Genomic DNA, 20,290 nt, shown 5'->3' on the forward strand with positions numbered 1-20,290 from the left:
CACCGCTGCATTGGAAACAAACGTGCCCCATCCGCCAGAACGTTTCACCCCCGCCTTCGGCCTCGGCAATCCGCACTTGCAAACCTTGTGGGGACCGCTGTGGCGCAAAACCACGCACATCGAGCGCCAACGCGAACGCCTGTGGCTTGAGGATGGCGACTTTCTCGATCTCGACTGGCACGGCCCTCACAGCGTCGATGCGCCACTGGTGCTGGTGTTGCACGGCCTGACCGGTTCTTCCAATTCGCCTTACGTGGCCGGGGTGCAGAAAGCACTGGGTGCCCAAGGCTGGGCCAGCGTCGCGCTGAACTGGCGCGGCTGCTCAGGCGAGCCGAATCTGTTGCCGCGCAGCTACCACTCTGGTGCCAGCGAAGACCTGGCCGAAACCATCAAACACCTGCGGACCAAACGCCCTCTGGCGCCACTGGTCGCGGTAGGGACGGCAGTTACCTGCCGCCCCCCGCACAGATCCGTACGTGCGGAACTACCGCATACGGCTCCTGCCTTGGGTACGTGACGCAAAGCGATCCTCAGGATAAGGATGTGCATTTCTGGGTCTTGGTATATAGAGGTCGGCAAGGCGTCCGTAGCGTGACCATTGAAGCCGATGACGCTGGCTGCGACGTTTGAGGGCTTGCCGCCATAGACGGCATACCGCCAACCGAAAACCGCCAAGACGTATCAGGTTTCCCGGCACTGCGTGGTAATTGAAGTACCCACTGACAACCCGGTTAAGCCACTGACCCACGACCCGAACAGGCTCATGACGTCGGCGTTTCAGCTCATCCCGGATAGCCAGTAGCGTTGCACGCATTCGCTTCTTGACCGTCAGTCGCAGTATTTGAAACCCACCGCTTCTGTTGGTACTACAACAGTGCGTGAAGCCCAGGAAGTCAAATGTCTCCGGTTTACCTAAACCTCGCTTTCTACGATTTCTTGCAGCAAAACGACCAAACTCAATCAGCCGTGTCTTCGAAGCGTTGAGCGATAAACCGAACCTGGCCAGCCGTTCCCGCAATTGCTCCAAGAACTGCTGAGCCTGCCATTGCGTCCTGAAACCCACCACACTGTCGTCCGCGTAACGCACGACAATCACATCGCCACGGGCGTGGCGCTGGCGCCACTGCCTTGCCCATAGATCCAGCACGTAGTGAAGATAGATATTCGCCAGTAACGGCGATATCACTGCGCCTTGGGGAGTCCCCTTGGTCGCAGCCACCCTACGGCCATCCTCCATAACACCCGCTTGAAGCCATTTGCAGATCAGTCCGAGCAGGCGCCGGTCTGCAATCCGGTGTCCTAGAAACATCAGCATCCATTCATGGTCGATCTCATCAAAGAACGACGTGATATCCGCATCCAATATCCAGTTCACCTTCTGGCCCTTCAGCGCGACCGTCAACGCATCCAGCGCATCGTGCTGACTACGTCCCGGCCGAAACCCATACGAGAAACCTAGAAAGTCTTCTTCGTAGATCGCATTCAGAACAGTGACAACTGCCTGCTGTACGATCTTGTCCTCCAGAGAGGCAATGCCCAGCGGACGCTGCCTGCCGTCGGCTTTGGGAATGTAGACCCGCCGCGACGGCGTTGCTCGATAGGCTCCACTGTGGAGCCTTGCGTGCAGATCGGTTACCCGCTGGAGAAGACCTTCCTCATATTCTCGCCACGACATGCCGTCCACGCCCACCGCCGCATCGCGGCGAAGCGCATAAAAGCTCTGCGCCAATAATTGCGGTGTGATGTGGTGCAGCAATGCCGTGAACTGCATGCCCTTATCCCTTCGGGCTGCTTCACGTACACCTTCAAGTCCCATCGACGCGCAACTGATCTGGCTCTGTGTCCGGGGCGCGGGGGACGTGTCGGTGTTTCCCTTGGCTACGTCCCTTTCCTCCACCATCTCCGCAGGGCTAAGCCCCTTGTTCGATGGCTTCTCAGGTACTACGGACGTATCCGACTTCTCAGCGACGTAGACAGCAGGGTTACGGCTTTTGGCCTTTCCTACTCCGCCCGGTGCTTGCGCACCGGGCATCGCTGAGATCTCCCAGTTTCTGTGCGAAGGACTTCCCGACGTGCACAGGGTCTCCGACCGCGCGGGATCAGAGCATGACTGGCGTATAACGCCATGCTCCATATTGCCTTCTGCTTCGCATAACAGCATCGGCATCCCGGATTCCTGATTACGCGGCTCAATGGCTGGCCCATCGGTTTCCCCTGTCAACGCTTCACCCTGCACCTCACGGTGCAACATGCATGACTCGGGGTCTGGTTGATTCGCCATTTCTTACCAGTATCGAACTTTCATCGACTATCCTCCGCCAGCTTTAACTGGCGCACTATGCGATCGGTTATTCCCTGGGCGGCAATGTCTTGCTCAAGCACTTGGGTGAATCCGGCAGTGACAGCGGCGTGGTCGGTGCGGTGGCGGTGTCGGTACCGTTTCGTCTCGATCAATGCGCCGACCGTATCGGCCAGGGTTTCTCCAAGGTCTATCAGGCGCACTTCATGCGCGAGATGCTGGCCTACATCAAGAATAAGCAGCGCCAGTTCCAGCATGACGGGCGCGAGGATGGACTGGCGGCATTGGCTGCGCTGGGCTCACTGGAAAACATGCGCACGTTCTGGGATTTCGATGGCCGGGTCACGGCGCCGCTGAATGGTTTTGCCGACGCCGAGGATTACTATCGCCGTGCCTCGAGTCGCTATTTCCTTGGCGAGATTCGTACGCCGACCCTGATCATTCAAGCGGCCGATGACCCGTTTGTCTTTCCTCATAGCCTGCCGCAAGCCGAGGAATTGTCCGCCTGCACTCAATTCGAACTACAACCCAAGGGTGGGCATGTCGGCTTCGTCGATGGCTCGTTCAGGCAACCGGGTTACTACCTGGAACGCCGCATTCCGCAGTGGCTGACCGCCGCAGGTCGCGAGTAATGGGTTTGCTTATCAGAGCGCAAATTCAAGTGTGGGAGCGAGCCTGCTCGCGATATAGGTGTAACAGTCAACATTAATGTCGACTGACCCGCCGCTTTCGCGAGCAGGCTCGCTCCCACATTATTTGGGTCTGTGTTTACTCGCCCTTGGCGATGCCATGCGCGGGATCGTTGATCCATTCGCTCCACGACCCGGCATACAACGACCCCAACGGATACCCGGCCAGACACAGTGCAAACAGGTTGTGGCACGCCGTCACGCCAGAACCGCAGTACGCCACCAGATCGGTCGGCGAACGATTATCGAGTTTGTCGGCAAAACGCTGCTTGAGCTGATCAGCTGGCAGAAAACGCCCGTCGCTGCCCAGGTTGTCAGTGAACGCCGCACATTGCGCGCCGGGAATGTGCCCGGCAATCGGGTCGATTGGCTCTACCTCGCCCTTGAAGCGCGGCAAGGCGCGAGCATCGAGCAGGGTCAGCGCGGGCTGGCCGAGACGTTGCTGGAGCTGTTCGGCGCTCAAGATCAGCGCGTTGTCCGCCGCCCCCGTGAAGGTGCCACGCTCAATCTGCGGCGCATCAAGACTCAGGGGCAAACCGGCCGCGTGCCAGGCCTTGAGCCCGCCATCGAGGATGAACACGCCGTCACGTTTACCCAGCCAGGCCAGCAACCACCAGGCCCGCGACGCGTAGGCACCCGGACCATCGTCGTACAAAACCACATCGCTGTCGGCGTTGATGCCCCAGGTTTGCAGGCGTTCAATCAAGTCTTCAGGTTCAGGCAACGGATGGCGCCCGGTCACACCCTTGACCACAGTCCCGCTCAAATCACGCTCAAGATCGGCAAAGCTCGACCCGGCGATATGCCCTTCGGCATAGCTGCGTTGACCGTAATCCGGGTCTTCGAGGGCAAAACGACAATCCAGAATCACCAACCCCGGCTGTTCCTTTTTCAGGTCCAACGCTTGTGGGCTGATCAGTTGCGCAATGGGCATAACGGGCTCCTGTGACTTTGGCGATGTTTGATCCTACTTCACTTCTTCCAGGGCTTGGGCCAGCGGCACGTAAAACTCCTCGAACAGCGCATCCACCGCGGCGCGAGACTGATCCGTGACAAAACCGGCCTCAAGCACCAGCACCTGATACACGCCACGTTTAATGGCCTGCTCGCTCAGGTGATTGGAGTTTTCACGCGTGGTGCACAGAAAACGCACCCAGGACGTCAGGATGATCCAGGCATTGAGCGTCAGGGATTCAATCTGCACCTTGTCCATTTGCAGGATGCCGGCCTCGACGAAGCCCGCGTAGATGTGCGTGCCATGGATCAGGCAGCGTTGGGAAAAACGCCGATAACGGTCGGCCAGCTCCGGATCGCTGTCAAGCAAGTGCTCCAGATCGCGGTGCAAAAACCGGTAGCGCCACATGGCAGCCAGCAACTCCTGGAGGTAGACGCGCTTGTCGTCAACCGTGGCAGCGCGGCCCTGGGGCGGGCGCAGGAAGCTGTCCACCAGGCTTTCGTACTCACTGAACAGCACGGCGATGATCGCCTGCTTGTTGGGAAAGTGGTAGTACAGGTTGCCCGGGGAAATTTCCATGTGGGCAGCAATGTGGTTGGTGCTGATACTGCGCTCACCCTGCTGATTGAACAGCTCCAGGCTGTTCTGCACGATGCGCTCGCTGGTTTTGATCCGAGGGGCCATGGCTTGGGCTTTAATTCAGAGTGCGTTGACGGGCATCTTACGACCTAACGGGCACTGGATAAAACAACGCTACGCCAGGATGTCATTTGACTTTCTAGAGCATAGACTCTAAAAGGTCTTTTATTACAATAAAACCGGAGCCGATTCATGACTGCTGACATCGCCTACTTGCAGAACCTTCAGCAGCCCCTGGAGGAGCTCCAGACGCTGTTCGACGCGCAACGCGCGGCGTATGCAGCCAACCCGATGCCGCCCGCTGCCCAGCGTCAGCAATGGCTGAAAGCCCTACGAGATTTGTTGAGCAATGAGCGTCAGGCACTGATCGATGCCATCAGCCAGGATTTCAGCCATCGCAGCGCCGATGAAACCCTGCTCGCCGAACTGATGCCCAGCCTGCATGGCATTCACTACGCCAATCAGCACCTCAAAGGGTGGATGAAGGCGTCGAAGCGCAAGGTCGGGATTGCTTTTCAACCCGCGGCAGCCAAAGTCGTTTATCAACCTTTGGGTGTGGTCGGGGTGATCGTGCCGTGGAACTATCCACTGTATCTGGCCATCGGGCCATTGGTAGGCGCGTTGTCAGCGGGCAATCGGGTGATGCTCAAACTCAGTGAGTCGACCCCGGTCTTCGGTTTGTTGCTCAAGGAACTGCTGGGCCGAATCTTCCCGCAAGACCTGGTTTGCGTGGTGCTGGGCGAAGCCGATATCGGTGTAGCGTTCTCTAAACTGCGTTTCGATCACCTGCTGTTCACCGGCGCCACCAGCGTTGGCAAACACGTGATGCGTGCGGCAGCCGAGAACCTGACCCCGGTGACCCTCGAACTCGGCGGCAAATCCCCGGCCATTGTGTCTCGCGACGTACCACTCAAGGACGCCGCCGAACGCATCGCCTTCGGCAAGACGCTCAACGCCGGGCAGACCTGCGTGGCCCCGGATTACGTCCTGGTGCCGGAAGATCGCGTCGGTGCGTTCGTCGAGGCCTATCGTCAGGCAGTTCGCGGGTTTTATCCGACCCTGACCGACAACCCGGACTACACCGCGATCATCAATGACCGACAATTGGCCCGCCTCAACGGCTACATCAGCGACGCCACCAGCAAGGGTGCGCTGCTGATTCCGCTGTTCGACCAGGGCCAGGGGCGCCGCATGAGCCACAGCCTGCTGCTCAATGTCAGCAACGACATGATGGTGATGCAGGACGAAATCTTCGGCCCGCTGTTGCCGATCGTTCCGTACAAGGATCTGGATCAAGCCTTTGCCTACATCAATCAACGACCTCGTCCGCTGGCCCTGTATTACTTCGGCTACGACAAGCGTGAGCAAAACCGCGTGCTTCACGAAACCCATTCCGGCGGCGTGTGCCTGAACGACACCCTGCTGCACGTCGCTCAGGACGACATGCCATTCGGCGGTATCGGCGCCTCGGGCATGGGCCATTACCATGGCCACGAAGGTTTCCTGACCTTCAGCAAAGCCAAAGGTGTGCTGATCAAACAGCGGTTCAATGCGGCGAAATTGATCTACCCGCCGTACGGCAAATCCATTCAGAAGCTGATTCAGAAGCTGTTTATCCGCTAACGATCACCACCACCGGTTAATAACAATAATGAGCCCAAGTCTGACCGATACACCCGCGCTGTCACGGCGCGGCTTGCTTAAATTCAGCCTGGGCGCCAGCGCCTTTCTCGCCACCGCCGGTTTGGGAGCGAGCCTCAGCGGCTGCTCGTCGAGCATTCCCGCCAGTGGTTTCGCGATTCTGCGCAGCGGTGACTTGCTGTTTCTGCGGGCACTGATTCCGGTAATGCTCGACGGCGGCGTGGCCGTCGAGAAAATGCCGGCGGCCGTCGATGGCACCCTGCACTGTCTGGATAACAGCCTGAATCACCTGTCGCCGGAAATGCTCAAGCTGACCCAGCAGTTATTCGATGTGCTGGGAATGGCCGTGACTCGCGGACCGCTGACCGGAATCTGGGGCAGTTGGGAAAACGCCAGTGCCGATGAGATCCGGCACTTTCTGGACCGCTGGGAAAACAGTTCGTTAAGCCTGCTGCGCATGGGGCACAGCTCGCTGCAGCAATTGGTGATGATGGCGTGGTACAGCCGGGCGGAGTCGTGGGCGCATTGCGGGTATCCCGGGCCGCCAACCGTCTGAAAAACCGTGTCGCCTCTTTCGCGAGCAGGCTCGCTCCCACAGGGGATCGCGTAACCCTTTGTGGGAGCGAGCCTGCTCGCGAAGGCGATCTCATGAACACCGCCGATCCAAAACATAACAACAAGAGAACCTGAAGATGCCCGTACCCGATCCGTTCCGCGAAGGCCTGGCCCGTGGCTGGAAAACCTATAACGGTTCGCAACTGACCCAGGACCTGACCCTCGAAGCGGACGTGGCGATCATCGGCAGCGGCGCTGGCGGCGGTACCACCGCCGAAATTCTCAGCGCCGCGGGCTACAAGGTGTTGCTGATCGAGGAAGGCCCGCTCAAGACCAGCAGCGACTTCAAGCTGCTCGAAGACCAGGCCTACACAAACCTCTATCAGGAAGGTATCGGCCGCATGAGCAAGGACGGCGCGATCACCATCCTCCAGGGTCGGGCGGTGGGCGGCACCACGCTGATCAACTGGACCTCAAGCTTTCGCACGCCGGACCCGACCCTCGACCACTGGGCCAAAGAACACGACGTCAAAGGCCACACGCCGGCCGAGATGGCGCCGTGGTTCGAGAAGATGGAACAACGCCTGGGCGTCGCTCCCTGGATGATCCCCCCCAACCCCAACAACGACGTGATCCGCAAAGGCTGCGAAAAACTCGGCTACGCCTGGCATGTGATCCCGCGCAACGTGCGTGGCTGCTGGAACCTCGGGTACTGCGGCATGGGCTGCCCGACCAACGCCAAGCAATCGATGCTGGTTACGACCATTCCGGCGACCCTGGAAAAAGGCGGTGAGCTGCTCTATCTGGCTCGCGCCGAAAAGCTCTTGATCAGCGGCGACAAGGTCACGGGCTTGCAATGCGTAGCGATGGACGACCGTTGCGTCGCGCCCATGGGCAGGACAATCACGGTCAAGGCCCGGCATTACGTGCTGGCTGGCGGCGGGATCAACAGCCCGGCGCTGCTCATGCGCTCCGAGGCGCCCGATCCTCACAAGCGGCTGGGTAAAAGGACTTTTCTCCACCTGGTGAACATGTCGGCCGGGCTGTTCGACGAGGTGATCAACCCGTTCTATGGCGCGCCACAGTCGATCTATTCCGACCATTTCCAATGGCAGGACGGCACCACCGGAAAAATGTCTTACAAACTCGAAGTACCGCCGCTGCACCCGGCGCTGGCGAGCACGCTGCTCGGTGGATTCGGTAAGGAAAACGCCCGGCACATGGAAAACCTGCCCCATACCCACGCTATGTTGGCGTTGCTGCGAGACGGTTTCCACCCTGACAGCCCGGGCGGTAGCGTCGAGTTGCGCGGTGACGGCACGCCGGTTCTCGACTATCAGGTTTCACCCTACGCCTGGGACGGGTTGCGCCGGGCGTTCCAAAGCATGGCCGAGATCCAGTTCGCTGGGGGTGCCAATGCAGTGATGCCCATGCACGCCGACGCTCGCTACGTGAAAACCCTCGCCGAAGCGCGCACGCTGATCGACGGCTTGAGCCTGGAGCTGTACCGCACACGCCTTGGCAGTGCCCATGTGATGGGCGGTTGTGCGATGGGCGAAGAGCCGAAAAACGCCGTGACCGACAGCCTCGGCCGCCATCATCAGATAAGCAACCTGTCGATTCATGACGGTTCGCTGTTCCCCACCAGCATTGGCGCAAACCCGCAATTGTCGGTCTACGGGCTGACAGCGCAGTTGGCAACTTCTTTGGCCGAACGTTTGAAAAACCCGTGAAAATGGAGAATATTCCAATCGTCTATAGTGCTTTCTTACCCAAAAGGCGACTTGGCCGACCGGGAAGGCTGCGATACCATCCGACTCCCCAACGGACTCCCGCCAGGACGACGCGATGAACCGAGTGTTGTACCCAGGTACCTTCGACCCTATTACCAAGGGCCATGGCGATCTGGTCGAACGCGCCGCGCGCCTGTTCGATCATGTGATCATCGCCGTCGCCGCCAGCCCGAAGAAAAACCCGTTGTTTCCCCTGGAACAGCGTGTGGCGCTGGCCCGCGAGGTCACTAAACATCTACCCAACGTTGAAGTCGTCGGCTTCTCGACGCTGCTGGCGCACTTCGCCAAAGAGAAGAACGCCAACGTGTTCCTGCGTGGTTTGCGTGCGGTGTCGGACTTCGAATACGAATTCCAGCTGGCCAACATGAACCGTCAGCTGGCGCCGGATGTGGAAAGTCTGTTTCTTACTCCGTCCGAGCGTTATTCGTATATTTCCTCGACGCTGGTGCGTGAAATCGCAGCCTTGGGCGGCGATATCACCAAGTTCGTCCACCCTGCAGTGGCGGACGCCCTGAACGAGCGCTTCAAGAAGTAACAACCGCTCAAGCGGCGCCCGCGTGCACTGCGGGCGCCAATGCGGCACAATTGTGCGCATTGGTTTATTGCGCCCGGGCCTTCCGCCCTGGCTGGAGTTAGCATGTCCCTGATCATCACCGACGATTGCATCAACTGCGACGTCTGCGAACCCGAGTGTCCGAACGCCGCCATTTCTCAAGGCGAAGAGATCTACGTGATCGACCCGAACCTGTGCACACAGTGTGTGGGCCACTACGACGAACCTCAGTGCCAACAGGTCTGCCCGGTGGATTGCATCCCGCTGGACGAAGCGCATCCGGAGACTGAAGAGCAGTTGATGGTGAAGTACCGGATCATTACCGGTAAGGCTTGAGGGCCCAGATCGCAGCCTGCGGCAGCTCCTACATGGAATCGCATTCCCCCTGCAGGAGCTGGCGAAGCCTGCGATCTGTTGATCTTGATTCACTCCCGCTGCTCAAACCCCTCCCCGATACACCCCAGACACCGCACGAACGCCGCTTTCGCCGGGTCGACCACCAACGCCTGCCCCGCATCGCCGATGCCGCCACCCAACGCGGTAAACGGTAACGACACCACAAACGCCCCTGCACCGATCACTGTTGCCACGACCAGCAAGGGTCGGGCGATCAGCAAATCGCCAAGCATGGCGTACGCCGGGGGATTCTGGATGGTGTAACGCGGGTCGCCGCTGCCGGTGTTTGCCGCCAGCACTGGCGCGCCGACACTCAGCAGCAACGCGACGACAAGGGTTCGAAACAGGTTCATGACACGGTCCTTCGGCTAGGCAGTGAGCACTGACTATAGACCGAATGAGGTATCAGCTCTGACAGCGTGGGCAAAAGACGCTGGCGCGCTGCCCGAGTTTCACGTCCCGCAGCTCCGTCCCGCAGACCTTGCAAGGCTCACTGCCGCGGCCATACACGAACAGTTCCTGCTGAAAATAACCCGGCTGACCGTCACCGCCGATAAAGTCCCGCAGCGTGGTGCCGCCGCGTTCGATAGCGGCAGCCAGGATGCGTTTGATCTCGATCGCCAATTTCAGATAACGCCCCCGAGAGATGCTCTTGGCCTCACGACGCGGGTCGATACCTGCCGCGAACAACGCTTCGGTTGCGTAGATATTACCCACGCCGACCACCACCGCGTTGTCCATGATGAACGGTTTGACCGCCATGGATCGTCCGCGGGACTGCTGGAACAAGCGCTCACCGTCGAACAGGTCAGTCAACGGCTCCGGCCCCAGGCGAATCAACAATGCGTGGTTGAGCGGGTCGAGGCTCCAGAGCATCGCGCCAAACCGTCGCGGGTCGGTGTAACGCAAGGCCAGGCCGGATTCCAGCTCGATGTCCACATGCTCATGCTTGGCCACCGGCGTGCCGACTTCCACCAGACGCAGATTTCCCGACATGCCCAAATGGCTGATCAGCGTGCCGACTTCGGCATTGATCAGCAGGTACTTCGCGCGTCTTTCCACCAGCACGATGCGTTGGCCGGACAGCCGCACATCCAGGTCCTCGGGAATCGGCCAGCGCAAGCGGCGGTCCCGCACGATCACCCGGCTGACGCGCTGGCCTTCAAGGTGCGGCGCAATTCCGCGGCGGGTGGTTTCGACTTCAGGCAGTTCCGGCATGGTGCTCTCGAATCAGGCTGTGCAACGCTCAGCGGTGAGTGCCAAGGTCGCGAATCGTTTGTTTGAGGGTCTCGAAGTCGTAGTCCGAGAGGCCGACATAATCGAGAATCAAAGACCCGATGCTGTTCCACTCATGATCCTCGGTCTGATTGCCCAGCACTCGATAGGACGCACAAATGTGCTCGGCCATCTTCAGGATCGCCAGCAGATTTTTCAGCTGGCTATTGCGCGACGACTCATCGCTGAAGATCGCCAACGCATTGTGGTGATTGGCGATGGCGGCGGTGACATGCTCCGGCAGGCGCCAGGATTTCGCGGTGTAATAACCCACCACCGCGTGATTGGTATTGAACACCCGATTCTCAGTGTCCACCACCCGGCATTCAGCGCTGGCACTGGCATAGGCCTCTTCCAGAACGGTCATGTAGTTGGGAAAACGCTGGAGCATCAGTGGCACGCCGCAGTCATGGAACAGACCCAAAGCGTACGCTTCATCGCCTGCCTGGGCGCCGATGCGCTTGGCCAGGGTCAGGCAGGTCATCGCCACGTCCTGAGCGGTGTCCCAGAAACGATTCAAGGTGACGATGGTGTCGTCGTTCATCTCGCCCTTGATCGACTGAGCGTTGATCAGGTTGATGATCGAGCGGCTGCCCAGCAGGTTCACCGCACGCTGAATCGAGGCGATCTTGTTGCTCAAGCCGTAATATGGCGAGTTGACGATTTTCAACAAGGCGCCAGAGAGGCCCGGGTCCTGGGAGATCAGCTTCGCGATCACCTCCAGGTCCGGATCAGGCATGTACTGTTCCATCTGCAAATCCACCATGATCTGCGGCTGGGCCGGCACGCTGATGCCTTGCAGGGATTGTTGAATCTGTTCGGAAGTCAGCTCTTGGGACATAAGTACACACTCTGGGACAGGCGGCAATTCTAACCCTTATAAAGTTGGATCCGACACCTTGGCCGGTGCATCGCCTGAAGTTTCATCAAAGCCCGGCGTTCCTCACCGCATGTCCATCCGCCAAACCGTGGCCTTGCGCAACACGCTATACTCCCGCTCTTTTTTCCGGAGCGACGTCATGTCCCTGCCTAGCCTGCGCCTCAAAGCCAACGCCGACCGTCGCCTGCGAAATGGCCATTTGTGGGTCTATAGCAACGAAATCGATGTAGCCGCTACTCCTTTGCACGGCTTCAAGGCCGGCGACCAGGCGATCCTCGAAGCTGCCGGCGGCAAGCCACTGGGCATCGTTGCCATGAGCCCGAACAACCTGATTTGCGCCCGCCTGCTGTCGCGCGACATCAAGTTGCCGCTGGACAAGTCGCTGCTGGTGCATCGCCTGAACGTTGCCCTGTCCCTGCGCGATCGTCTGTTCGACAAGCCGTTCTATCGCCTGGTCTACGGTGACTCCGACCTGTTGCCAGGCCTGGTGGTTGACCGTTTCGGCGACATTCTGGTGGTACAGATCGCCTCGGCAACCATGGAAGCTCATAAAGAAGACGTGATCGCGGCGCTGACCCAAGTGCTCAAGCCAAGCGGCATTCTGTTCAAGAACGACTCTGCCGCGCGTGATGCCGAAGGCCTCAATCGCTACGTCGAAACCGTGTTCGGCCTGGTGCCGGAGTGGGTCGCGCTGGAAGAAAACGGCGTGAAATTCGAAGCACCCGTCATCCAGGGACAAAAAACCGGCTGGTTCTACGACCACCGCATGAATCGCGCGCGTCTGGCACCTTATGCCAAAGGCAAGCGCGTGCTGGACTTGTACAGCTACATCGGTGGCTGGGGCGTACAAGCGGCTGCTTTCGGCGCCAGTGAAGTGTTTTGCGTCGATGCTTCGGCCTTCGCCCTCGACGGCGTCGAGCGCAACGCCGCGCTGAACGGTTTTGCCGACAAAATGACCTGCATCGAAGGCGACGTGTTCGAAGCCCTGAAAGAGCTGAAAGCCAGCGAAGAACGCTTCGACGTGATCGTTGCCGACCCGCCGGCCTTCATCAAACGCAAGAAAGACATGAAGAACGGTGAAGGCGCCTACCGTCGCCTGAACGAGCAAGCCATGCGCCTGCTCAGCAAGGACGGCATCCTGGTCAGCGCTTCGTGCTCGATGCACCTGCCGGAAGATGACCTGCAGAACATCCTGCTGACCAGCGCCCGTCACCTGGACCGCAACATCCAGATCCTGGAGCGCGGCGGTCAGGGCCCGGATCACCCGGTTCACCCAGCCATCGCCGAAACCCGCTACATCAAGAGCATCACCTGCCGTCTGCTGCCAAACAGCTGATTACGCCGGTTTGACGGGGGGCCAACCGGCTCCCCGTTCTACTATCTGTTATTGAATCCTCCAATTTCCTACTCCGCAGTCTCACTGACTTGCAGGACGTTTCGCGCTGTCTTTTATTTTAGCGGACAGAACTTACAAAATTCATCCACCCCCAAGATTGATCCGACAAAATTACTAGATCATTCCTACCCAATATCCCCTTGATAAGAACTCATTACAAACTATGATTAAGTTGTCACAACGGAGTGACACTCACTATCACTTACAAGGAGTTCAAAACATGAAAGCAATTACTCTGGAAGCAAACAGCATCGCTAACCTGGCCTTTCTGGTTGCGCCAAAAGCCCGCTAAGTAAATAAGACGCTGGGGAGTGCCGGCTACCCAGCGTTTTTCTATAGCACGGAGCAGAGTGAGTCGCCGAACATGCAGATCAACCCTTATATATTCATACTTCCTCGCTCGCCGGGCCAAATAGTCTGGGATTACAAGAACCACAAACAATTCGAATTGAATCTTGAATATTCAACCCGTCTCGCACACCTTATCGACAACCCCGAAAAGTTTGACAAAAACAACACAATAGATAATCAGTTTCTAAGCGCAGGAATACTGACCCCTTTGATACAAGACTCCATTGAGTGGGGCTGGGATGAACTGTCGAAGATATTTCATATCGGCACCAAGAACATCCCTTGTGAATATGTCCCCCAAGATATTAATGAATGGTCGAGACACTATCTGGACCATTGCGCCGAAGTATTGGCCACACCTGCCCCAGAGGCCAGACTCAACGAGCGCCCGACAAGCGAACGGATTTTCCTGCCCCAATCTTCCTGCCTGCCGGAAAGCGCCCTTGCAAAGACGCTGATCGAGCGAAAGACCTGTCGCTCTTTCACGGGTGAAGGGGTCTCTCTCGACGATGTGAGTACTCTTCTGTATTTGGCCCTAGGCTATCTGCGTGAGCGCGAAAACGATATCGACGAAACCATCGCAGAAGGTCTCGGCGCCCGACGTAGCAGTCCATCCGGTGGCGGGCTGAATGCCTGCGAAGGCTTTCTTCATGTTCAAAACGTCAGCGGCCTGAATCCTGGGCTCTACGCTTACCACCCCACCGAACATGCGTTGAGTTTCGTCAATCCGTTGCCTGACTCGCCCTTGGGCCAGTTGTTGTGTGGGCAGCATTTCATCAACAACCTTCCAGTCGGCCTGTTCATCACCGCCCGCTTCGACAAACTGTGGTGGAAATATGAACACTCGCGGGCGTACCGAATGGCTTACGTCGAGGCAGGCCATATTTCCCAGACCTTTCAACTGGTGGCTACCGCACTTGGGTTAAGCACATGGCTGACCGGTGCGTTGGCGGACGATCAGGTCGAAACGTTGCTGGGGATCGAGGACAGCGCCGAACAACCGTTGTTTTTTGTTGGCTGTGGCCAGAGTGACGGACAAGTGATGTGCAAAGAATTGAAAGCGCTGCTGGCCAGCCGAGGCTCACACCAATGACCGAGCCCCGCACAGACGACCTGTCCCTTCCCGACGCCTGGGCCCAGCGTTTCACCCTCGGCGACTGGAACACCCGAGCCTCGGTACGAACCAGCGAGCACACCTATCAATTGCCATCAGATCTGGAACGGCAACTGGAAACACGACACTGGTTCCCGCCGGCCTTCCTGCCCTACCTGAATCACCCGGCAATCGAAGCAGCAGGTAGCTCGATCGTCCATCGATTATCGGCCAACCATCTGGTGTATTTCCTCGACTACACCACCCGACTCGAACATCGGATCGTCAACCGCTCGGTGGAAACCATCGTCCATGATGAGCTCGGTGCGTCCATCCCCCGACGAATGAAAACGGCCGCCCTCCAGCTCTATACCGATGAGGGTTATCACGCCCTGTTCTCCAATAGTCTCGCCGAACAGATAGCCGACCTCTACGGCATGACCCAACGCCCAGTGATGCCGCACCGCATTACCCGACTGAACGCACTGATCGACCACGCCCCCGACAGGCATAAGGCGCTGGCCTGGTTTCTCGTCGGCTTCGTGTCCGAGACAATCATCGCCAGGGAACTGCTCGAGGTTTGCCGCAACGTGCTGGTCTCCAGCGTCCTGGAAATGCTCAGGGACCACCTCACCGACGAGGCCCGGCACAGTCGCTATTTTTCCGAAGTGTTCCATTATCTGTGGCTGACCCTGAACGGCAGCCAACGCACGTTCGCCGCGAAGTTGCTGTTAGACGTCATCCCGATGTTCTTTGAGGTCGATGAGCGATGGCTAAAGGAAAGCCTGAACAGTGTGGGCCTCGGCGAGAACTGCGTCGCAGAAATCCTCAGTGCCCTGACAGGCCCGCATGCCTGCCTTCAGCGCACCCGATCGGGTGCAGGCGCGACGTTTCAGGCAATGGAAAAGGCAGGTTTTTTCGACCTGCCTTCCAACCAGCAGCTCTTGGCAAAGGCAGGACTTGTCGATGGATGAAGAAAAATCCGCAGTCAGTATCAAAAACCGCCGGGCTGCGATCATATTGCTGATGACCATGGTGATGCTCGGGGTCTTCCCTCTCGATGTTCTGCTGCCATCGTTCCCGGCGCTGGCCGATCACTTCCGGACCACACCAGGCAACATTGCGTTTTCCATCAGCCTGTTCGCCATCGGAATCTCCCTGTCCCAACTATTGGTCGGGCCGCTCTCGGATGTCATCGGGCGTAAAAGCCTGCTGCTGGCGGGAATGGCGGTCTCGATCATCGGTTCGGCAGGTTGTGTGCTATCCACCGAATACGCCTGGTTCCTGATGTTCCGGGTGCTGCAGGCCGTCGGCTGCGGTTGCTTTGTGCTCTCACAGGCGCTGATACAGGACCTGTTCGACGGCAAGGAACGGGATCAGCTGCGGATTCTAATGGTCACCGCCAGCGGGATCTTCATTTCCGTTTCGCCACTGGTGGGCACCCTGCTGCAACAGGCACTGGATTGGCCCGGGAGTTTCATTGTCTTTATCGCCCTGGCCGCCGCCGTGTTCCTGAAGGCCTGTTTTTTTCTTGAAAACCGGCACATCACCACAGCCCCCCGCCAAAGCATTCTTCAGTCATACCGACGCGTCTGTCGCGACACCGGTTTCCTCGGCTATTGGCTGATCGCCGCGATTGCATTCACCTGCCACTTTTCCTTCATTGTCATCTCGCCACTGATCTTCATGGAGCAGTTGCAGCTTTCGGCGTACGAGTTTTCCCTGACACTGCTGCTGTACGGCGCGGCCTACATCATCGGTGGCATTGTCGCTCGAGTCCTCGCCGGACGGATCACGGCCGATAGACAGATAGTCGTCGGCCTGGGCCTGATCTTCATTTCGGGACTGGTGATGCTCTTGCTCTCAAACCTGCTGGGACTTTCAACCCTGACGGTGCTGATTCCGATGATCATCTGCACCGCCGGCACCACCATCGCGCGCCCTGTCGCCACCTCCAAGGCGATGGAGGTGTTCCCGGATATGGCCGGCACGTCGGCGTCGGCCGGGAACACGCTGGTCTTCATCTTCGGCGGGCTGACCAGCGCCCTGATCAACCTGAGTGGAACCCATCTGCAAGCGACCCTGGCAGTGAGTTTCCTCATACTGAGCACCACCGGTGTTTCCCTTAATGCGCTGATCACACGTCGGCATCAGGCGCTGAGTAGCGGGTGATACCTGCCGATCGTCATCCCGCATGCTCTGTCAGTACCGGATCAACACTTCCCGGCATTCCCTCCTGACGCCAGCCGTGTAGAATCGCGACATTCATCGCCAGTCATCCCCCGGCGGGTTTATGAGCTCAAGCTGAAGCGCGCGGCGATCCCGCAAAGTTATCGGCAACTTCCGGACACACGGCCATTTCTGAGTGTTCCAGACGTCAATAGAAGCTCACTTCCCTTTTGATACCTGATTAGCCGCCCGGAGTGCTTCATGCCTGATTACCGCTCGAAAACATCTACCCATGGCCGCAACATGGCCGGCGCCCGCGCACTGTGGCGCGCCACGGGGATGAAAGATGACGACTTCAAAAAGCCGATCATTGCCATTGCCAACTCCTTCACCCAGTTCGTACCGGGCCACGTCCACCTCAAGGACCTGGGCCAACTGGTCGCCCGCGAGATCGAACGCGCCGGTGGCGTAGCGAAAGAATTCAACACCATTGCCGTGGATGACGGCATCGCCATGGGTCACGATGGCATGCTCTATTCGCTGCCGAGCCGCGAGATCATCGCCGACTCCGTCGAATACATGGTCAACGCCCATTGCGCCGATGCGATCGTCTGCATCTCCAACTGCGACAAGATCACCCCAGGCATGTTGATGGCGTCTCTGCGCCTGAACATCCCGGTGATTTTCGTTTCCGGTGGCCCGATGGAAGCCGGCAAGACCAAGCTGGCCAGCCACGGCCTCGACCTCGTCGACGCCATGGTGATCGCCGCCGACTCCAGCGCTTCTGACGAGAAAGTCGCTGACTACGAGCGCAACGCCTGCCCGACCTGCGGTTCGTGCTCCGGCATGTTCACCGCCAACTCGATGAACTGCCTGGTCGAAGCCCTCGGCCTGGCATTGCCGGGCAACGGTTCGACCCTGGCCACCCACAGCGACCGCGAGCAGCTGTTCCTGCAGGCCGGTCGCACCATCGTCGAGCTGTGCAAGCGTTACTACGGCGAGAACGACGAGTCGGTGTTGCCGCGCAACATCGCCAACTTCAAGGCGTTCGAAAACGCCATGACCCTGGACATCGCCATGGGCGGTTCCACCAACACCATCCTGCACTTGCTGGCCGCGGCCCAGGAAGCCGAGATCGACTTCGATCTGAAGGACATCGACCGCCTCTCCCGTCACGTGCCGCAACTGTGCAAAGTTGCGCCGAACATCCAGAAGTACCACATGGAAGACGTGCATCGCGCCGGCGGGATCTTCAGCATCCTCGGCTCGCTGGCCCGTGGCGGTCTGCTGCACACTGACCTGCCGACCGTGCACAGCAAAACCCTGGCCGAAGGCATCGCCAAGTGGGACATCACCCAGACCAGCGACGAAGCGGTGCATCACTTCTTCAAGGCCGGCCCTGGGGGCATCCCGACGCAAACCGCGTTCAGCCAGTCGACCCGTTGGGAAACCCTGGACGACGACCGTGAAAACGGCTGCATCCGCAGTGTCGAACACGCCTATTCCAAAGAAGGCGGCCTGGCCGTTCTCTACGGCAACATCGCGCTGGACGGCTGCGTGGTGAAAACCGCCGGCGTCGACGAATCGATCCACGTCTTCGAAGGCAACGCGAAGATCTTCGAAAGCCAGGACAGTGCCGTACGCGGCATCCTCGCTGACGAAGTGAAGGCCGGCGACATCGTGATCATTCGTTACGAAGGCCCGAAAGGCGGCCCGGGCATGCAGGAAATGCTGTACCCGACGTCCTACCTGAAATCCAAGGGCCTGGGCAAAGCTTGCGCCCTGCTCACCGACGGCCGTTTCTCCGGCGGCACTTCGGGCCTGTCCATCGGCCACGCTTCGCCAGAAGCGGCGGCGGGCGGCGCGATCGGTCTGGTGCAGGATGGCGACAAAGTGCTGATCGACATTCCGAACCGCTCGATCAACCTGTTGATCAGCGACGAAGAAATGGCTGGGCGCCGTGCCGAGCAGGATCAGAAAGGCTGGAAACCGGTGGAAAAACGTCCACGTAAAGTGACCACCGCACTGAAAGCCTACGCCCTGCTGGCGACCAGCGCCGACAAGGGTGCTGTGCGTAACAAGGCAATGCTCGACGGGCTGTGATGCTTAACCGTTGAACAAAAAAATGCCCCGCCAAGTGCGGGGCTTTTTTTTGATCGTTCCCACGCTCTGGACTGACCCCGAAAAGTTGGACGATTGTGGACCTATATCTGAACGGACTGAGTTCTGTATTCAACAGGGCTCAGTCCGTTCAGCTTCAGCTTGATGCGACGGTGATTGTAATAGTGGATGTAATCCACCAAACCAGCGTGAAGCTCGTCCAGATTACTGAATTTGTTCAGGTAAAAAAATTCTGATTTGAGCGTGCCAAAGAAGCTCTCCATGGCCGCGTTATCGTAACAGTTGCCTTTGCGTGACATGCTCGGTGTGACCGAGTGCTCTTTGAGAAGCTGGCCATAAATGGGCATCCGGTACTGCCAGCCCTGGTCTGAATGCAAAATGGGCTTTTCATCTGGTTTGAGCCGCGTAAAAGCTTCGATGAGCATTGTCCCAACCATGCTGAACACCGGCCGTTTGGCGATATCGTAGGAAATGATTTCGCCGTTATACAGGTCCAGGATTGGCGAAAGATAAAGCTTCTGTCCTCCCACTTTAAACTCCGTGACATCGGTCACCCACTTCTGATTGGGCTGTGAGGCTTGAAAATCACGGTTCAGAAGATTTGGTGCGGCTCGACCAACCTCACCTTTGTAAGCGCGATACTTCTTCACACGCACACGGCATCTGAGATCAAGCTCCGCCATGAGGCGCTGGACAGTTTTGTAGCTGATCACGTAGCCAGCCTTGCGCACTGCCAGCGTTACGCGGCGATAGCCAAGCTTGCCTTCGTCTTCGTTGAAAACCTCGCATATCTTGGCTTTCAGATCCGCATATTTATCAGCCGCCTGGAGCACTTTCTGCTGATAGTAGAACGTGCTGCGCGCTAATCCAGCGGCTTTCAACAGGCCGTCGAGAGAGTGCCGCTGCCTCAGTTCGATTACGATTTGCGCTTGTTCTCTTGCGCTGCTCGTTTCTTCTGAACCAAGGCATCGAGCTTTTTTAGATAATCAATTTCCAACCGAAGTTGATTCAGCTCTGCGATCAACTCCTCCCGGGTACGAGACTCATCAGGTAACAGAGGCTGGGCTGGTTCGGGCGGTTTGGGCATCTTTTTCGTAGATCCGGTTCGTCTGGGTTGGCTGAGCAAGGCATTTTCACCGCCTTTATCATAGCGACGCTGCCAATCGCCGACGATGTTGAATTTCCGGATATCAAACAACGCCGCGACTTGGCGATAGGAAAGCTGTTCCTCACGCATACGCTTCAGCACCGACATCCTGAATTCAACGCTGTAGTGCTGCACCTTTTTTGCTTCTAACGCCACAGCACCGTGCACCTGGTAGGCCGCGACCCACTGGCGCAACGACGAAAAATCCACTGCGTGTTGATGCGCGACCTCTCTCAAACCCGCTTTGCCGGTACAGTAATCCTGCACGGCTGGTAACTTCGCTTGAACGGTGTACTTACCCATGAAACACCCCATCAGTTGTGTCCAACTTTTGGGGT

Annotated in this window: 17 protein-coding genes and 2 pseudogenes; 12 read left to right on the top strand and 7 right to left on the bottom strand. The window is 58.4% G+C overall.

The window, feature by feature from the left end:
• Positions 1-22 precede the first annotated feature (22 nt).
• Positions 23-439, top strand: a pseudogene (locus ACYZTX_RS28080) (YheT family hydrolase); the annotation flags it as partial.
• Between the two features lie 45 nt (positions 440-484).
• Here ACYZTX_RS28080 and ltrA read toward each other — a convergent pair.
• The gene (ltrA, locus tag ACYZTX_RS28085; protein ID WP_462032462.1) at positions 485-2,251 is read right to left on the bottom strand and encodes a group II intron reverse transcriptase/maturase; all 1,767 of its coding nucleotides are present in this window, start codon (positions 2,249-2,251) and stop codon (positions 485-487) included.
• 86 nt (positions 2,252-2,337) lie between these two features.
• Here ltrA and ACYZTX_RS28090 point away from each other — a divergent pair.
• Positions 2,338-2,931, top strand: a pseudogene (locus tag ACYZTX_RS28090) (YheT family hydrolase); the annotation flags it as partial.
• A 136-nt stretch (positions 2,932-3,067) separates the two neighbouring features.
• On the opposite strand, the gene ACYZTX_RS28095 reads toward ACYZTX_RS28090, so the two are convergent.
• Both ACYZTX_RS28095 and ACYZTX_RS28100 read right to left on the bottom strand, forming a co-directional pair.
• Complete coding sequence (locus tag ACYZTX_RS28095; protein ID WP_462036740.1) at positions 3,068-3,922, bottom strand: sulfurtransferase; 855 nt, start codon at positions 3,920-3,922, stop codon at positions 3,068-3,070.
• A 33-nt stretch (positions 3,923-3,955) separates the two neighbouring features.
• A complete protein-coding gene (locus ACYZTX_RS28100) occupies positions 3,956-4,627 on the bottom strand; it encodes a TetR/AcrR family transcriptional regulator (protein WP_462036741.1) in 672 nt (223 codons plus the stop codon).
• Positions 4,628-4,774: 147 nt separating this feature from the next.
• Between ACYZTX_RS28100 and ACYZTX_RS28105 the strand changes: the two genes are divergently transcribed.
• The 5 genes from ACYZTX_RS28105 to ACYZTX_RS28125 all read left to right on the top strand — a co-directional run bounded on the left by ACYZTX_RS28105 (position 4,775) and on the right by ACYZTX_RS28125 (position 9,460).
• Positions 4,775-6,205, top strand: a complete 1,431-nt coding sequence (locus tag ACYZTX_RS28105; protein ID WP_462036743.1) for a coniferyl aldehyde dehydrogenase — start codon at positions 4,775-4,777, stop codon at positions 6,203-6,205.
• A 28-nt stretch (positions 6,206-6,233) separates the two neighbouring features.
• The gene (locus tag ACYZTX_RS28110; RefSeq protein ID WP_462036744.1) at positions 6,234-6,779 is read left to right on the top strand and encodes a twin-arginine translocation pathway signal protein; all 546 of its coding nucleotides are present in this window, start codon (positions 6,234-6,236) and stop codon (positions 6,777-6,779) included.
• Positions 6,780-6,915: 136 nt separating this feature from the next.
• Positions 6,916-8,511: a GMC family oxidoreductase gene (locus ACYZTX_RS28115; protein WP_462036745.1), complete on the top strand. Its 1,596-nt coding sequence runs from the start codon at positions 6,916-6,918 to the stop codon at positions 8,509-8,511.
• Between the two features lie 115 nt (positions 8,512-8,626).
• Positions 8,627-9,106 (top strand): pantetheine-phosphate adenylyltransferase, encoded by a 480-nt coding sequence (gene coaD / locus ACYZTX_RS28120; RefSeq protein ID WP_008150570.1) that lies wholly within the window; start codon positions 8,627-8,629, stop codon positions 9,104-9,106.
• 102 nt (positions 9,107-9,208) lie between these two features.
• Positions 9,209-9,460: a YfhL family 4Fe-4S dicluster ferredoxin gene (locus ACYZTX_RS28125; RefSeq protein WP_458508730.1), complete on the top strand. Its 252-nt coding sequence runs from the start codon at positions 9,209-9,211 to the stop codon at positions 9,458-9,460.
• Between the two features lie 89 nt (positions 9,461-9,549).
• Here ACYZTX_RS28125 and ACYZTX_RS28130 read toward each other — a convergent pair whose 3' ends face one another.
• From ACYZTX_RS28130 to ACYZTX_RS28140, 3 genes are read right to left on the bottom strand one after another with little or no spacing between them, the layout of a single operon-like run.
• Complete coding sequence (locus ACYZTX_RS28130) at positions 9,550-9,873, bottom strand: multidrug transporter (protein WP_462036746.1); 324 nt, start codon at positions 9,871-9,873, stop codon at positions 9,550-9,552.
• Between the two features lie 52 nt (positions 9,874-9,925).
• The gene (gene mutM / locus ACYZTX_RS28135) at positions 9,926-10,738 is read right to left on the bottom strand and encodes a bifunctional DNA-formamidopyrimidine glycosylase/DNA-(apurinic or apyrimidinic site) lyase (RefSeq protein ID WP_462036747.1); all 813 of its coding nucleotides are present in this window, start codon (positions 10,736-10,738) and stop codon (positions 9,926-9,928) included.
• 28 nt (positions 10,739-10,766) lie between these two features.
• Complete coding sequence (locus tag ACYZTX_RS28140; RefSeq protein WP_462037124.1) at positions 10,767-11,582, bottom strand: HDOD domain-containing protein; 816 nt, start codon at positions 11,580-11,582, stop codon at positions 10,767-10,769.
• Positions 11,583-11,814: 232 nt separating this feature from the next.
• Here ACYZTX_RS28140 and ACYZTX_RS28145 point away from each other — a divergent pair, with 232 nt between their 5' ends.
• From ACYZTX_RS28145 to ilvD, 5 genes are all read left to right on the top strand, one after another.
• Positions 11,815-13,011, top strand: coding sequence for a class I SAM-dependent rRNA methyltransferase (locus ACYZTX_RS28145; RefSeq protein ID WP_282381575.1), 1,197 nt, complete (start codon positions 11,815-11,817; stop codon positions 13,009-13,011).
• A gap of 424 nt (positions 13,012-13,435) precedes the next feature.
• Positions 13,436-14,515, top strand: coding sequence for a SagB family peptide dehydrogenase (locus tag ACYZTX_RS28150; RefSeq protein WP_462036748.1), 1,080 nt, complete (start codon positions 13,436-13,438; stop codon positions 14,513-14,515).
• Positions 14,512-15,489: a diiron oxygenase gene (locus ACYZTX_RS28155; RefSeq protein ID WP_462036749.1), complete on the top strand. Its 978-nt coding sequence runs from the start codon at positions 14,512-14,514 to the stop codon at positions 15,487-15,489. Before ACYZTX_RS28150 ends, ACYZTX_RS28155 begins: the two co-directional genes overlap by 4 nt.
• Positions 15,482-16,687 (top strand): MFS transporter, encoded by a 1,206-nt coding sequence (locus tag ACYZTX_RS28160; RefSeq protein WP_462036750.1) that lies wholly within the window; start codon positions 15,482-15,484, stop codon positions 16,685-16,687. Before ACYZTX_RS28155 ends, ACYZTX_RS28160 begins: the two co-directional genes overlap by 8 nt.
• A gap of 258 nt (positions 16,688-16,945) precedes the next feature.
• Positions 16,946-18,787: a dihydroxy-acid dehydratase gene (ilvD, locus tag ACYZTX_RS28165; protein WP_462036751.1), complete on the top strand. Its 1,842-nt coding sequence runs from the start codon at positions 16,946-16,948 to the stop codon at positions 18,785-18,787.
• A gap of 101 nt (positions 18,788-18,888) precedes the next feature.
• Here ilvD and ACYZTX_RS28170 read toward each other — a convergent pair.
• Positions 18,889-20,255 (bottom strand): IS3 family transposase gene (locus tag ACYZTX_RS28170; protein ID WP_462036752.1). Its coding sequence is split into 2 segments (ribosomal slippage): positions 18,889-19,766 and positions 19,766-20,255, totalling 1,368 coding nucleotides; the frame shifts between segments, so codons are not numbered across the junction.
• Between the last annotated feature and the right edge of the window lie 35 nt (positions 20,256-20,290).

Source organism: Pseudomonas sp. MDT1-17, from assembly GCF_054898105.1.

What these genes read in the sequence shown, in the direction of transcription:
- mutM (WP_462036747.1), bottom strand. Translation starts at nt 10,738, where the DNA reads ATGCCGGAACTGCCTGAAGTCGAAACCACCCGCCGCGGAATTGCGCCG.
- ACYZTX_RS28160 (WP_462036750.1), top strand. Translation starts at nt 15,482, where the DNA reads ATGGATGAAGAAAAATCCGCAGTCAGTATCAAAAACCGCCGGGCTGCG.
- ACYZTX_RS28130 (WP_462036746.1), bottom strand. Translation starts at nt 9,873, where the DNA reads ATGAACCTGTTTCGAACCCTTGTCGTCGCGTTGCTGCTGAGTGTCGGC.
- ACYZTX_RS28110 (WP_462036744.1), top strand. Translation starts at nt 6,234, where the DNA reads ATGAGCCCAAGTCTGACCGATACACCCGCGCTGTCACGGCGCGGCTTG.
- ACYZTX_RS28155 (WP_462036749.1), top strand. Translation starts at nt 14,512, where the DNA reads ATGACCGAGCCCCGCACAGACGACCTGTCCCTTCCCGACGCCTGGGCC.
- ACYZTX_RS28115 (WP_462036745.1), top strand. Translation starts at nt 6,916, where the DNA reads ATGCCCGTACCCGATCCGTTCCGCGAAGGCCTGGCCCGTGGCTGGAAA.
- coaD (WP_008150570.1), top strand. Translation starts at nt 8,627, where the DNA reads ATGAACCGAGTGTTGTACCCAGGTACCTTCGACCCTATTACCAAGGGC.
- ACYZTX_RS28145 (WP_282381575.1), top strand. Translation starts at nt 11,815, where the DNA reads ATGTCCCTGCCTAGCCTGCGCCTCAAAGCCAACGCCGACCGTCGCCTG.
- ACYZTX_RS28095 (WP_462036740.1), bottom strand. Translation starts at nt 3,922, where the DNA reads ATGCCCATTGCGCAACTGATCAGCCCACAAGCGTTGGACCTGAAAAAG.
- ilvD (WP_462036751.1), top strand. Translation starts at nt 16,946, where the DNA reads ATGCCTGATTACCGCTCGAAAACATCTACCCATGGCCGCAACATGGCC.
- ltrA (WP_462032462.1), bottom strand. Translation starts at nt 2,251, where the DNA reads ATGTTGCACCGTGAGGTGCAGGGTGAAGCGTTGACAGGGGAAACCGAT.
- ACYZTX_RS28105 (WP_462036743.1), top strand. Translation starts at nt 4,775, where the DNA reads ATGACTGCTGACATCGCCTACTTGCAGAACCTTCAGCAGCCCCTGGAG.
- ACYZTX_RS28150 (WP_462036748.1), top strand. Translation starts at nt 13,436, where the DNA reads ATGCAGATCAACCCTTATATATTCATACTTCCTCGCTCGCCGGGCCAA.
- ACYZTX_RS28100 (WP_462036741.1), bottom strand. Translation starts at nt 4,627, where the DNA reads ATGGCCCCTCGGATCAAAACCAGCGAGCGCATCGTGCAGAACAGCCTG.
- ACYZTX_RS28125 (WP_458508730.1), top strand. Translation starts at nt 9,209, where the DNA reads ATGTCCCTGATCATCACCGACGATTGCATCAACTGCGACGTCTGCGAA.